This is a genomic window from Kitasatospora sp. NPDC057198, from assembly GCF_042670125.1.
Lineage (GTDB): Bacteria > Actinomycetota > Actinomycetes > Streptomycetales > Streptomycetaceae > Kitasatospora.
Genome location: NZ_JBHUWH010000160.1, coordinates 1 through 15,639 on the forward strand (window position 1 = coordinate 1; position 15,639 = coordinate 15,639).

Annotated in this window: 1 protein-coding gene; it reads left to right on the forward strand. The window is 73.7% G+C overall.

Going from position 1 to position 15,639, the window contains the following annotated elements; translation table 11 throughout:
- A partial coding sequence (locus ACFUEL_RS19315; RefSeq protein ID WP_380237565.1) for an SDR family NAD(P)-dependent oxidoreductase occupies positions 1-15,639 on the forward strand: 15,639 nt, incomplete at both ends.

Here is a 15,639-nt window from a genome sequence, read left to right on the forward strand (position 1 = left end):
GCGCGAGGCGCTCGCCATGGACCCGCAGCAGCGCCTGCTGCTGGAACTCTCCTGGGAGGCGTTCGAGCGGGCCGGCATCGACCCGACCGCTCTGCGCGGCAGTGCGACCGGCGTCTTCGTCGGCGCCTCCTCGTCCGGCTACGGCGCCAACGCCCCCGAAGAGCTGGAGGGCCACCTCCAGTCCGGCATCGCCCCCAGCGTCATCTCCGGCCGGGTCGCCTACACGCTCGGCCTGGAGGGCCCGGCACTGACCGTCGACACCGCCTGCTCCTCCTCGCTGGTCGCCCTCCACCTCGCCACCCAGGCGCTGCGCGCGGGCGAGTGCACCCTCGCCCTGGCGGGCGGCGTCACCGTGCACGCCACCACCTCCTGGCTCGCCTGGTTCAGCCGCCAGCAGGGCCTGGCGGCGGACGGCCGCTGCAAGGCGTACTCCGAACAGGCCGACGGCATGGGCATGGCCGAGGGCGCGGCCGTCGTCGCCCTGGAACGCCTCTCCGACGCCCGGCGGCTCGGCCACAAGGTGCTGGCCGTGGTACGGGGTTCGGCGATCAACCAGGACGGTGCGTCCAACGGTCTGACGGCTCCGAACGGTCCGTCGCAGCAGCGGGTGATCCGGGCGGCGTTGGCGAACGCGGGTCTGTCCGCCGCCGAGGTGGACGTGGTCGAGGGTCACGGCACCGGTACCCGGCTGGGTGACCCGATCGAGGCGCAGGCGCTGCTGGCCACCTACGGCCAGGACCGGCCGGCCGAACGGCCGCTGCTGCTCGGCTCGTTGAAGTCCAACATCGGACACACCCAGTGGTCCTCGGGCGTCGCCGGCGTCATCAAGACCGTACTGGCCCTCCAGCACGAGGAACTGCCGCGCACCCTGCACGCCGAGGAACCGACCTCGCACGTCGACTGGGAGTCCGGCGCCGTCCGCCTCGCCACGTCGGCCGTCCCCTGGCCGCACTCCGACGAACAGCCCCGGCGCGCGGGCGTCTCCTCGTTCGGCATCAGCGGCACCAACGCGCACGTGATCATCGAGCAGGCCCCGGCGGTGGCGGAGACGCCTGCTGCGGAGCGGGTGTCGTTGCCGGTGGTGCCGGTGGTGCCGTGGGTGGTGTCGGGCCGGTCCGCGGCGGGTCTGGCCGGTCAGGCGGAGCGTTTGGCGGGCTTGGTCGGTGAGGACCTCGCGGACGTGGGTCTGTCGTTGGCGGCTTCGCGTGCGGCGTTGGAGCACCGCGCGGTGGTGCTGGGTGTTGATGCTGGTGAACTGGCCGGTGGGCTGCGGGCATTGGTCGAGGGTGTGGAGGTGCCCGAGGTCGTTTCGGGTGTGGTGGGTGGTGCGGGAAAGCTGGGGTTCGTGTTCACGGGGCAGGGTGCCCAGCGGGTGGGCATGGGTCTGGGGCTGTATGAGGCGTTCCCGGTGTTCGCGGAGGCGTTCGACGCGGTGTGCGCGGCGCTGGCCGAGCACCTGGACGGCTCTCTTGCTGCGGTGATCCGCGGCGAGGGGGACATCAACGGGACGGGGTGGGCGCAGCCCGCGCTGTTCGCCGTTGAGGTGGCGCTGTTCCGGCTGTTGGAGTCGTGGGGTGTCGTTCCGCAGGTGGTGGCGGGGCACTCGATCGGTGAGCTGGCGGCCGCGCATGTGGCGGGTGTGTGGTCGCTGGACGATGCGTGTGCGGTGGTTGCCGCGCGTGGCCGTCTGATGCAGCAACTGCCCACCGGTGGGGCGATGGTGGCGGTGGAGGTGACGGAGGAGCGGGCGTTGGCGGCGATCGCGGACCGTCCGGGTGTCGGCATCGCCGCTGTCAACGCGCCCACCGCCGTGGTGATCTCCGGCGTCGAGGCGGAAGTCCTGGCCGCCGCGCAGGAGTTGGCGTCCGAGGGTGCGCGCACCAAGCGCCTCCAGGTCTCGCATGCCTTCCACTCGCCGCTGATGGAGCCGATGCTCGCCGAGTTCGCGCGCATCGTGGAGTCCGTCTCCTACCGCGCGCCCCGGATCCCCTTCGTGTCGGCGCTGACCGGCGCCTCTGTCACCGACGAGGTCACCGACCCGTCCTACTGGGTCCGGCACGTCCGCGAGGCCGTCCGCTTCTCGGACGCCGCAAACGCCTTGCGCGCAAACGGCGTTCGGACGTTCGTGGAGATCGGTCCGGACGGTGTGCTGTCCGGCATGGGCCCCCAGACCGCCACCGCCACCGCCACCGCCACCGACCCCGCCGTCTCCGACGAGGCGTGGATCGCACTTCTGCGCCGAGGCCGCGACGAGCCCCGGGCCCTGCTGACCGGTCTCGCCAAGGTGTTCGTCCGGGGTGTCCCGGTCGACTGGGCCGGGCTGTTCCCCGGGGCCCGGCGGGTGGACCTGCCGACCTACGCCTTCCAGCACCAGCGCTACTGGCTGACGCCCGTGCAGGGCAGCCGGGCCGAGGACCTCGGGCTCGGAACGCCGGGACACCCGTTGCTGGGGGCGGCGGTGACGCTGCCCGCGACCGGTGGGCTTGTTCTGACCGGTCGCCTCTCGGTCGAGCGGCAGCCGTGGCTGGCGGACCACGTGGTGGCCGGCCAGGTGATCGTGCCGGGCGCGGCGTTGGTCGAACTCGCGGTGCGGGCCGGGGACGAGGCGGGCTGCGGACGAGTCGAGGAGTTGATCGTCGAGGCTCCGTTGGTGCTCCCCGCACGGGGCGCGGTCCGGGTGCAGGTGACGGTGGACGGCCCCGAGGAGTCGGGCCGTCGGGCTGTCGCGGTCTACGCCCAGCCGGAGGACGCGGCATCGGAGGCGGAGTGGACCCGGCACGCCACCGGCACCCTGAGCACTACCGTCCCGGCCGAAACCGAAGGGCTGTCCCAGTGGCCGCCGGTCGGCGCCGAGGTGCTCGACCTGGACGGTTTCTACCCGGCTCTCGCCGCCGGTGGTCTCACCTACGGCCCGGCGTTCCGGGGCATCCGGGCGGCCTGGCGGCGCGGTGACGAACTCTTCGCCGAGGTCGCCCTCCCGGAGGGCGTGAACGTCGCCGGGTTCGGTCTGCACCCGGCGCTGCTGGACGCCGCCCTGCACGTGATCGTGGGGACGGGCGAGCGCCGGGACCGGCTGGAGGTGCCGTTCTCCTGGGCGGACGTCGAGCTGCATGCCACGGGCGCCGCCGCGGCCCGGGTCCGGGTGGTTCCGGAGCGGACCGGGGAGGGCCTCGCCCTGACCCTGGCCGACGCGTCCGGTGCGCCGATCGCCACCGTCGGCTCGCTCGTCCTGCGTCCCTTCACGGCCACCGCCGAGGCGGCGGACCGGGACGGGCTGTTCGGCGTCGAATGGATCACCGTTGAAGCCAAGTCGCCTTCTGGTCAACTGACTTGGGTGTCGCTGGGCGGTGGCCTTCCGGGTGCGGAGTCGTACGCCGACCTGCCGGCCCTGCTGGCGTCCGGTGCCGTTCCTGAGTTGGTGGTGGCCAAGGTGGCGACCCCGGCCGGGTCGGACGTTTCGGCTGGGCCGGACGTTCCGGAGGTCGCGCGCGGGCTGGTGGCGGACGTGCTGGGTCTGGTGCAGGAGTGGCTGGCGACGGAGGAGTTCGCCGGTTCCCGGCTGCTGCTGGTGACCGAGCGGGCCGTGGACGCGGGCCCGGAGGTGGCGGTGGAGCCCGCGGCGGCCCCCCTCTGGGGGCTGGTGCGGGTCGCGCAGGCGGAGAACCCCGGGCGGCTGCTGCTGGCGGACCTGGACGGCTTCTCGGACGAGGCGCTGTCCGCGCTGCGCGAGGGTGCGGCGTCCGGCGAGCCGCAGTTCGCCGTCCGCGCTGGTCAGGTGCGGGTGCCGCGCCTGGCCCGGCTCGCGGCGGGGCTGCCCGCCCCGGCGGAGCGGGTGTGGAACCTGGACTTCGACACGCGCGGCACCCTGGAGAACCTCACCCTGCGCGGCACCGACAGCACGCCCCCGCTGGGGGCGGGCCAGGTCCGGGTGGCGCTGCGCGCGGCGGGCGTCAACTTCCGTGACGTGCTGAACGTGCTGGACATGTACCCGGGCGACGCGGGCCGCCTGGGCCTGGAGGGCGCGGGCACCGTCCTGGAGGTCGGACCGGGCGTGACCGGACTGCGGGCGGGCGACGAGGTGATGGGCCTGTTCGCGGGGGCGTTCGCCACCGAGGCCGTCACGGACCACCGGCTGCTGGCCCCCGTCCCGCCCGGGTGGACGACGGCCGAGGCGGCCGGTGCGCCACTGGTGTACCTGACCGCCTGGTACGCCCTGGTCGAGCTGGCCGAACTGCGGGAGAACGAAAGGGTGTTGATCCACGCCGCCGCCGGTGGCGTGGGCATCGCGGCACTCCAACTGGCCCGCCACCTGGGCGCGGAGGTGTTCGCCACCGCCTCGACCGCCAAGTGGCCGACCGTGCGCGGCCTGGGCGTCGCCGCCTCCCACCTCGCCTCCTCCCGCACGACGGACTTCGAGCCGGCCTTCCGGGCCGCGTCCGACGGCCACGGCATGGACGTCGTCCTGGACTCGCTGGCCGGCGAGTTCGTGGACGCCTCGCTGCGACTCACCCACCCCGGCGGCCGGTTCGTCGAGATGGGCAAGACCGACGTCCGCGACCCCGCGCAGGTGCGGCGCGAACACGACGTCGCCTACCGGGCGTTCGACCTGCTGGAGCTCGACCCGGACCTGATCGGCCGGATGCTCCGCACCCTGACCCGCCTCTTCGCGGACGGCGCGCTGCGCCCGCTCCCGGTCGCCTGCTGGGACGTGCGGCACGCGGTCGAGGCGTTCCGCTTCCTCAGCCAGGCCCGGCACACCGGCAAGGTCGTCCTGACCCTGCCCCGGGCCGACAGCCGCTCCGACAGCCGGTCCGACACCCGTCCCGGCACGGTGCTGGTGACGGGTGCGTCGGGTGCGCTGGGCGGTCTGGTGGCCCGGCACCTGGCGGCGTCCGGCCGGGCGGAGCGGCTGTTGCTGGTGTCGCGGCGCGGCCGTGCGGCCGCCGGGATGGCCGAACTGGTTGCCGAGATACGGGAGTTCGGCGTCGAGGTGGACGTCGTGGCCTGTGACGTCGCCGACCGCGCCCAGCTCGCCGAGGTGCTCTCCGGCGTCCCGCTGACGGGCGTCGTGCACGCGGCGGGCGTGGTGGACGACGGCCTGACCACCGCGCTCACCCCCGAACGGGTGGACGCCGCGATGCGCCCGAAGGCCGATGCCGCCTGGCACCTGCACGAACTGACCCGCGGCCTCGACCTCGACCTCTTCGTGCTGTTCTCCTCGATCGCCGGCGTCTGGGGCAACCCGGGCCAGGCCAACTACGCGGCCGGGAACACCTTCCTGGACGCCCTCGCCGCCCACCGCCGCCGCCTCGGCCTCCCCGCCACCTCACTGGTGTGGGGCCCGTGGGAACACGGCATGACCGCGAAACTCGGCCGCGCCGACTGGCAGCGGATGGCCCGGCAGGGCCTGCGCCCGCTGCCCGCCGCCGACGGCCTCGCCATGCTGGACGCCGCCCCCCGCACCGCCGCCCCCCTGGTGGTGACCGCCAAGCTCGACCTGGCGGCACTGCGGCGCTCCGGCGACGTCCCGCCGTTCCTGTCCGGCCTGGTCCGGTCCGGGCAGGCGGTCCGACCCGCCCGCCGTGCGGCCGACACCCCCACCGCCGACAGCCGCAACGCCCTGGCCGACCGCCTGCGCGCCCTCGGACCCGCCGAACGGGCCGAAGCGGCAGTCGAGTTGGTCGCCACCCAGGCCGCCCTGGTGCTGGGCATGGCCGGACCGCAGAGCATCGAGACCGCGCGGACGTTCCGCGACACCGGCTTCGACTCGCTCACCTCCGTCGAACTGCGCAACCGCCTCAACACCGTGACCGGCCTGCGCCTGCCTGCCACCGCCGTCTTCGACTACCCGACCCCCGCGGTCCTCGGCGCCTTCCTGCTGGCCGAACTCGTCGGCGACACCGCCACCGACACCGTGGCGGTCGAGACCGCGGCCACGGCGGGCGCCGCCCTCACCGACCAGGACCGGATCGCCATCGTCGGCATCGGCTGCCGCTTCCCCGGCGGCGTCGCCTCCCCGGACGAGTTCTGGGAACTGGTCGCCGCCCGCCGCGACGCCGTCGGCCCCTTCCCGACCGACCGCGGCTGGCCCGCCGACGTCCACGACCCGGATCCGGACGCCATCGGCAAGAGCCTGGCCGGCGAAGGCGGATTCCTGTACGAGGCAGGCGAGTTCGACGCCTCGTTCTTCGGGATCAGCCCGCGCGAGGCGATCGCCATGGACCCGCAGCAGCGCCTGCTGCTGGAGACCTCCTGGCACGCGCTGGAGGACGCGGGCATCGACCCGACCGCTCTGCGCGGCAGCGCGACGGGCGTGTTCGCCGGCCTGATCTACCACGACTACCTGCCGTTCGGGGCGGCCTCCGAGAGCGTCGGCGGTGTCGAGGGCTACCTCGGCACCGGAGGCTCCGGCGGCGTGGCCTCGGGCCGGGTCTCCTACGCGCTGGGCCTGGAGGGCCCGGCCGTCACCGTGGACACGGCGTGCTCGTCCTCGCTGGTCGCGCTGCACCTGGCCTGCCAGTCGCTGCGCTCGGGCGAGAGCAGCCTGGCGCTGGCCGGCGGTGTCAACGTGATGGCGACGCCCGGCACCTTCATCGACTTCACCAAGCAGGGCGGCCTGGCGTCGGACGGCCGCTGCAAGGCGTACGCGGAGTCCGCGGACGGCACCGGCTGGGGCGAGGGCGTCGGCGTCCTGGTTCTGGAACGTCTCTCGGACGCCCTGCGCAACGGCCACAACGTCCTTGCGGTGGTGGCCGGTTCGGCGGTGAACCAGGACGGCGCCTCCAATGGCCTGACCGCCCCGAACGGTCCGTCGCAGCAGCGGGTGATCCGGGCGGCGTTGGCGAATGCGGGTCTGTCCGCCGCCGAGGTGGACGTGGTCGAGGGCCACGGCACCGGAACGAAGTTGGGTGACCCGATCGAGGCGCAGGCGCTGCTGGCGACCTACGGGCAGGGACGGCCGTTTGAGCGGCCGTTGCTGCTGGGGTCGGTGAAGTCGAACATCGGGCATGCGCAGGCTGCGGCCGGTGTCGCGGGTGTGATCAAGATGGTGGCCGCGATGCAGCGCGGCGTGGTCCCGGCGACGCTGCACGTGGACGCGCCGTCCTCGCACATCGACTGGGAGGCGGGCGCCGTCCGCCTGGTCACCGAGGCCCAGTCCTGGCCGGAGACGGGCGAACGCCCCCGGCGCGCGGGCGTGTCCTCGTTCGGGTTCTCCGGCACCAACGCGCACGTGATCATCGAGCAGGCCCCGGCGGTGGCGGAGACACCTGCTGCGGAGCGGGTGTCGTTGCCGGTGGTGCCGGTGGTGCCGTGGGTGGTGTCGGGCCGGTCTGCGGCGGGCTTGGCCGGCCAGGCGGAGCGTTTGGCGGGCCTGGTCGATGAGGACCTCGCGGACGTGGGTCTGTCGCTGGCGACCGCACGTGCGGCATTGGAGCACCGCGCGGTGGTGCTGGGCGCCGACGGCGAGGAGCTGCGGACGGCCCTGGCGGCGTTGGCCGAGGGTGTTGAGGTGCCCGAGGTCGTTTCGGGTGTGGTGGGTGGTGCGGGAAAGCTCGGCTTCGTGTTCACCGGGCAGGGTGCCCAGCGGGTGGGCATGGGCCTGGGGCTGTATGCGGCTTTCCCGGTCTTTGCGGAGGCGTTCGATGCGGTGTGTGCGGCGTTGGCCGAGCACCTGGACGGCTCGCTCGCCGCGGTGATCCGCGGCGAGGGGGACATCAACGAGACGGGGTGGGCGCAGCCCGCGTTGTTCGCCGTCGAGGTGGCGCTGTTCCGGCTGTTGGAGTCGTGGGGTGTCGTTCCGCAGGTGGTGGCGGGCCATTCGATCGGTGAGCTGGCGGCTGCGCACGTCGCGGGTGTGTGGTCGCTGGACGATGCGTGTGCGGTGGTCGCTGCGCGTGGCCGGTTGATGCAGCAACTGCCCTCCGGTGGGGCGATGGTGGCGGTGGAGGTGACGGAGGAGCGGGCGTTGGCGGCGATCGCGGACCGTCCGGGTGTCGGTATCGCTGCCGTCAACGCGCCGACCGCCGTGGTGATCTCCGGCGTGGAAGCGGAAGTCCTGGACGCCGCGCAGGAGTTGGCGTCCGAGGGGGCGCGCACCAAGCGGCTCCAGGTCTCGCACGCGTTCCACTCGCCGCTGATGGAGCCGATGCTCGCCGAGTTCGCGCAGGTCGTGGAGTCCGTCTCCTACCGTGCGCCCCGGATTCCCTTCGTGTCGGCCCTGACCGGCGCCGCTGTCACCGATGAGGTCACCGATCCGTCCTACTGGGTCCGGCACGTCCGCGAGGCGGTCCGTTTCGCCGATGCCGCAAACGCCCTGCGTGCGGCCGGTGTTCGGACGTTCGTGGAGATCGGCCCGGACGGCGTGCTGTCCGGCATGGGCCCGCAGACCGCCACCGGGACCACTCCCGCCGACGAGGCGTGGATCGCACTGCTGCGCCGGGGCCGCGACGAGCCCCGGGCCCTGCTGACCGGCCTCGCCAAGGCGTTCGTCCGGGGCGTCCCGGTCGACTGGGCCGGGCTGTTCCCCGGCGCCCGGCGGGTGGACCTGCCGACCTACGCCTTCCAGCACCAGCGCTACTGGCTGCCCTCCAACACCGCAACGGTGGACGCGGCCGGGCTCGGCCAGTCCCCGACGCAGCACCCGCTGCTGGGTGCGGCCGTGTCGCTGCCGGCGACCGGTGGGCTTGTTCTGACCGGACGCCTGTCGCTGGCCGCCCAGCCCTGGCTGGCGGACCACGTGGTGGCCGGCCAGGTGATCGTGCCGGGTGCGGCGCTGCTCGAACTCGCGGTGCGGGCCGGGGACGAGGCGGGCTGCGACCGGGTCGAGGAACTGCTGATCGAAGCCCCGCTGGTGCTCCCCGCCGAGGGCGGCACGCGGGTGCAGGTGACGGTGGACGAGGCGGACCACGCCGGACGGCGGGTCTTCGCGGTCTACTCGCAGCCGGAGGACGCTGTACCCGGGGACAACTGGACGCGGCACGCCACCGGCACCCTGACCACCGGCACCCCGGCCGATGTCGAAGGGCTGTCCCAGTGGCCGCCGGTCGGCGCCGAGGCGCTCGACCTGGACGGTTTCTACCCGGCCCTCGCCGCCGGTGGTCTCGCCTACGGCCCGGCGTTCCGGGGTGTTCGGGCGGCCTGGCGGCGCGGTGACGAACTCTTTGCCGAGGTCGCCCTCCCGGAGGGCGTGGGCGTTGCCGGGTTCGGTCTGCACCCGGCACTGCTGGACGCTGCCCTGCACGTGATCGCAGGCACCGGCGGGTCCGTCGGCCGTCCGGAGATCCCGTTCGCCTGGTCCGACTCGGTCGTGTACGCGGCGGACGCGGTGGCGGCCCGGGTCCGGGTGGCCCCGGCGGCTTCGGGCGAGGGCGTCTCGGTGACCCTGGCCGACGCGTCCGGCGCACCGATCGCCACCGTCGGCTCGCTCGTCCTGCGCCCCGTCGCGGTCGCTGTCGAGGCGCCGACCCGTAGCGACCTGTTCGGCGTGGAGTGGATTCCTGCCCCCGCCAACCCCGCCTCGCAGCAACCCACTTGGGTGTCGCTGGGCGGTGGCCTACCGGGTGCGGAGTCGTACGCCGACCTGTCGGCCCTGCTGGCGTCCGGTGCCGTTCCGGAGTTGGTGGTGGCCAAGGTGGCGGCCCCGGCCGGGTCGGACGTTCCGGAGGTCGCGCGCGGGCTGGTGGCGGACGTGCTGGGCCTGCTCCAGGAGTGGTTGGGGGCTGAGGAGTTCGCCGGTTCCCGGTTGCTGCTGGTGACCGAGCGGGCGGTGGACGCGGGTCCTGAGGTGGTGGTGGAGCCGGTGGCGGCTCCGGTGTGGGGGCTGGTGCGGGTCGCGCAGGCGGAGAACCCCGGACGGCTGCTGCTGGCGGATCTGGACGGGTTCTCGGACGAGGCGCTGTCCGCGCTGCGCGAGGGTGTGGCGTCCGGTGAGCCGCAGTTCGCCGTGCGTGGTGGTCAGGTGCGGGTGCCGCGCCTGGTCCGGCTGCCCCACCCGCCGGCGGCGTCGGTGGAGGGGCGTCGTCCGGGCACGGTGCTGGTGACGGGTGCGTCGGGTGCGCTGGGCGGTCTGGTGGCCCGGCACCTGGCGGCGGCCGGGTGGGCGGAGCGGCTGCTGCTGGTGTCGCGGCGCGGCCGTGCGGCCGCCGGGATGGCCCAACTGGTTGCCGAGATACAGGAGTTCGGCGTCGAGGTGGACGTCGTGGCCTGTGACGTCGCCGACCGCGCCCAGCTCGCCGAGGTGCTCTCCGGCGTCCCGCTGACGGGCGTCGTGCACGCGGCCGGAGCGGTGGACGATGCCCTGCTCGCCGCGCTCACCCCCGAGCGGGTCGAACAGGTGCTGCGTCCGAAGGTGGACGCGGCCTGGCACCTGCACGAGCTGACCTTCGACCTCGATCTCGACCTTTTCGTGCTGTTCTCCTCGGTGGCGGGCGTCTGGGGCAACCCGGGCCAGGCCAACTACGCGGCCGGGAACACCTTCCTGGACGCCCTCGCCGCCCACCGCCACGCCCTCGACCTGCCCGCCGTCTCCCTGGCCTGGGGCCCGTGGGAGCAGGGCATGGCGGCCGACCTGACCGAGGCCGACTGGCGCCGCCTGTCCCGGCAGGGGCTGGGCGCGGTCGCCACCGCGAACGGCCTCGCCATGCTGGACGCGGCCGTCACTCGCCCCGAACCCCTGCTGGTCGCGGCCGAGTTGGACCTCACCTCTCTGCAACGCTCCGGCGAGGTATCGCCGTTGCTCTCCGGCCTGGTCCGCCCCACCCGCACCCGGCGTTCCTCGAGCCGCGCCGCCGGTGACGCCCAGAACGCGCTGGCCGCCCGGCTCGCGCCGCTGAGCGCGGACGAACGGCTGGATGCGGTACGGGAGTTGGTGCTGTCCCAGGCCGCCCTGGTGCTGGGCATGGCGGGGCCCGAAGCGGTCGGCTCCGGCCGCTCCTTCCGGGACGTCGGCTTCGACTCGCTCACCGCCGTCGAACTGCGCACCCGGCTGAACACCGCCACCGGTCTGCGCCTGCCGGCCACGGTGGTGTTCGACTACCCGACCCCGGCCGCCCTGGCCGACTTCGTGCTCGGCGAACTGATCGACGAACCGAACCCCACCGCGGCTGCCCGGACCGCCGGCCCCGCGACCCGCACCGTCCCCGCAGACCAGGACCGCCTGGTGATCGTGGGGATGGCGTGCCGGTTCCCGGGCGGGGTCGCCTCCCCGGACGAGTTCTGGGAGCTGCTCAGTTCGGGTGGTGATGCGATCGGTGCCTTCCCGACCGACCGCGGTTGGTCGACCGATCTGGTCGATCCGGATCCGGACGCGGTGGGCAAGAGCGTCTCGGGTGAGGGCGGGTTCCTTTACGGGGCGGGCGAGTTCGACGCCGAGTTCTTCGGGATCAGTCCGCGCGAGGCGGTGGCGATGGACCCGCAGCAGCGGCTGCTGCTGGAGACCTCCTGGCATGCGCTGGAGGATGCGGGCATCGACCCGACGGCTCTGCGCGGCAGTGCGACGGGTGTGTTCGCGGGGCTCTTCTACCACGACTACCTGCCTTCGCACTTCGTGCCGGAGGAGGTCGAGGGCTACCTCGGCACCGGCGGCACCGGATCGGTGGCCTCGGGCCGGGTCTCCTACACGCTCGGCCTGGAGGGACCGGCGGTGACCGTCGACACGGCGTGTTCGTCCTCGCTGGTCGCGCTGCACCTGGCCTGCCAGTCGCTACGCTCGGGCGAGAGCAGCCTGGCGCTGGCCGGTGGCGTGACGGTGATGGCCACGCCCGGTACCTTCATCGACTTCTCGCGCCAGCGCGGTCTGGCGTCGGACGGCCGCTGCAAGGCGTACGCAGAGTCCGCAGACGGCACCGGCTGGGGCGAGGGCGTCGGCATGCTGGTCGTGGAACGGATGTCGGACGCCCTGCGCAACGGACACCGCATCCTTGCGGTGGTGGCCGGTTCGGCGGTGAACCAGGATGGCGCCTCCAACGGTCTGACGGCTCCGAACGGTCCGTCGCAGCAGCGGGTGATCCGGGCGGCGTTGGCGAACGCGGGTCTGTCCGCCGCCGAGGTGGACGTGGTCGAGGGTCACGGCACCGGCACCAAGCTCGGTGACCCGATCGAGGCGCAGGCGCTGCTGGCGACCTACGGCCAGGACCGGCCGGCCGAACGGCCGTTGCTGCTCGGATCGGTGAAGTCCAACATCGGCCACGCCCAGGCCGCCGCAGGCGCGGCAGGAATCATCAAGATGATTGCTGCGATGCGCAACGGGATCGTCCCGGCGACGCTGCACGCGGAGGAGGCATCCAGTCGGATCGACTGGGAGGCGGGCGCCGTCCGCCTGGTCACCGAGGCCCGGCCCTGGCCGGACGCCGGACATCCCCGGCGCGCGGGCGTCTCCTCGTTCGGGTTCTCCGGCACCAACGCGCACGTGATCATCGAGCAGGCCCCGGTGGTGGCGGAGACGCCTGCTGCGGAGCGGGTGTCGTTGCCGGTGGTGCCGGTGGTGCCGTGGGTGGTGTCGGGCCGGTCCGCGGCGGGCTTGGCCGGCCAGGCGGAGCGTTTGGCGGGCCTGGTCGGTGAGGACCTCGCGGACGTGGGTCTGTCGCTGGCGACCGCACGTGCGGCGTTGGAGCACCGCGCGGTGGTGCTGGGCGCGAACAGTGACGAACTGGCCGGTGGCCTACGGGCGTTGGCCGAAGGTGTCGAGACGCCCGAGGTGGTGACCGGCACGCTCGGGAACCCGGGCAGGCTCGGGTTCGTGTTCACCGGGCAGGGTGCCCAGCGGGTCGGTATGGGCCTGGGGTTGTACGAGGCTTTCCCGGTCTTTGCGGAGGCGTTCGACGCGGTGTGTGCGGCGTTGGCCGAGCACCTGGAGGGTTCGCTCGCCGCGGTGATCCGTGGCGAGGGGGAGATCAACGAGACGGGGTGGGCGCAGCCCGCGCTGTTCGCCGTTGAGGTGGCGCTGTTCCGACTCCTCGAGTCCTGGGGCGTCAGCCCGCAGGTGGTGGCGGGGCACTCGATCGGCGAGCTGGCGGCTGCGCACGTTGCGGGTGTGTGGTCGCTGGACGATGCGTGCGCGGTGGTCGCCGCGCGTGGCCGGTTGATGCAGCAACTTCCCACCGGTGGGGCGATGGTGGCGGTGGAGGTGACCGAGGAGCGGGCGCTGGCGGCGATCGCGGACCGTCCGGGTGTCGGTATCGCTGCCGTCAATGCGCCGACCGCCGTGGTGATCTCCGGCGTGGAGGCAGAAGTCCTGTCCGCTGCTGAGGAGTTGGCGTCCGGGGGTGCGCGTACCAAGCGCCTCCAGGTCTCGCATGCGTTCCACTCGCCGCTGATGGAGCCGATGCTCGCCGAGTTCGCGCGCATCGTGGAGTCCGTCTCCTACCGCGCGCCCCGGATCCCCTTCGTGTCGGCGCTGACCGGCGCCTCTGTCACCGACGAGGTGACCGACCCGTCCTACTGGGTGAGGCACGTCCGCGAGGCCGTCCGCTTCTCGGACGCCGCAAACGCCTTGCGCGCAAACGGCGTTCGGACGTTCGTCGAGATCGGTCCGGACGGCGTGCTGTCCGGCATGGGCCCCCAGACCGCCACCGGGACCACTCCCGCCGACGAGGCGTGGATCGCACTGCTGCGCCGGGGCCGCGACGAGCCCCGGGCACTGTTGACCGGTCTCGCTCGGGCGTTCGTCCGGGGCGTTCCGGTCGACTGGGCCGGGCTGTTCCTCGGGGCCCGGCGGGTGGACCTGCCGACCTACGCCTTCCAGCACCAGCGCTACTGGCTGACGCCCGTCGCGGCCGGCCGGGCCGAGGACCTCGGGCTCGGAACGCCCGCGCACCCGCTGCTGGGGGCGGCCGTGACGCTGCCCGCGACCGGTGGGCTTGTTCTGACCGGACGGCTGTCGCTGGCCGCCCAGCCCTGGCTGGCCGATCACGCGGTGGACGGACTGGCCGTGGTGCCGGGTGCGGCGCTGGTCGAACTCGCGGTGCGGGCCGGTGACGAGACGGGTTGTGACCGGGTCGAGGAACTGCTGATCGAAGCCCCGCTGGTGCTCCCCGCGCAGGGTGCGGTCCGGGTGCAGGTGACGGTGGACGGCCCCGAGGAGTCGGGCCGCCGGGCTGTCGCGGTCTACGCCCAGCCGGAGGACGCGGCATCGGAGGCGGAGTGGACCCGGCACGCCACCGGCACCCTGACCACCGGCACCCCGGCCGATGTCGAAGGGCTGTCCCAGTGGCCGCCGGTCGGTGCCGAGGTGCTCGAGCTGGACGGCTTCTACCCGGCCCTCGCCGCCGGGGGCCTCGCCTACGGCCCGGCGTTCCGGGGTGTTCGGGCGGCCTGGCGGCGCGGTGACGAGCTCTTCGCCGAGGTCGCGCTCCCGGAGGGCATGAACGTCGCCGGGTTCGGTCTGCACCCGGCGCTGCTGGACGCCGCCCTGCACGTGATCGGAGGAGCGGGCGCGGGCGCGGGCGGGTCCGTCGGTCGTCCGGAGATCCCGTTCGCCTGGTCCGACGCGGTCGTGTACGCGGCGGACGCGGTGGCGGCCCGGGTCCGGGTGGCCCCGGCGGCCTCGGGCGAGGGCGTCTCGGTGACCCTGGCCGACGCGTCCGGCGCACCGATCGCCTCGGTGGGAGCCGTGGTGCTGCGGCCGTTCGTGGCGGCTGCGGCGGAACCGGCCCGCAACGACCTGTTCGGCATGGAGTGGGTCGCCGCTGGCGCCCACCACGTTCCGAGCGGCGGAACTTGGGTCTCGCTCGGTGACGGGCTGCCCGGCACCGAGTCGTACGCCGACCTGTCGGCCCTGCGGGCCTCCGGCACTGTCCCTGAGCTGGTGGTGGCCCGGGTCGTGCCCGAGCCGTACGCCGCCGACCTCGCAGCCTCGGCTCACCGGACGGCGGTCGGCGCGCTTGCGCTGGTGCAGGAGTGGTTGGGGGCTGAGGAGTTCGCCGGTTCCCGGTTGCTGCTGGTGACCGAGCGGGCGGTGGACGCGGGTCCTGAGGTGGTGGTGGAGCCGGTGGCGGCGCCGGTGTGGGGGCTGGTGCGGGTCGCGCAGGCGGAGAACCCCGGGCGGCTGCTGCTGGCGGATCTGGACGGGTTCTCGGACGAGGCGCTGTCCGCGCTGCGTGAGGGTGTGGCGTCCGGTGAGCCGCAGTTCGCCGTCCGTGGTGGTCAGGTGCGGGTGCCGCGTCTGGTCCGGTTGTCGCCCTTGCCGGCGTCGGTGGAGGGGCGTCGTCCGGGCACGGTGCTGGTGACGGGTGCGTCGGGTGCGTTGGGTGGTCTGGTGGCCCGGCATCTGGCGGTGTCGGGTCGGGTGGAGCGGTTGGTGCTGCTGTCGCGTCGGGGTGTGGACGTGGCGGGGATGCCGGAGTTGGTGGCGGAGTTGAAGGAGTCGGGGGTCGAGGTGTTGGTGGCGGCCTGTGACGTGGCCGATCGTGAGGAGTTGGCGGAGGTCGTCTCGAGGGTGCCGTTGACGGGTGTGGTGCATGTCGCGGGGGTGTTGGACGACGGTGTGCTGTCGGCTCTGACGCCCGAGCGGGTCGGACGGGTGCTGCGTCCGAAGGTGGACGCGGCCTGGTACCTGCACGAGTTGACCCGTGACCGTGCGTTGGACTTCTTCGTGCTGTTCTCCTCGGTGGCCGGTGTGGTGGGCAATCCGGGGCAGGCCAA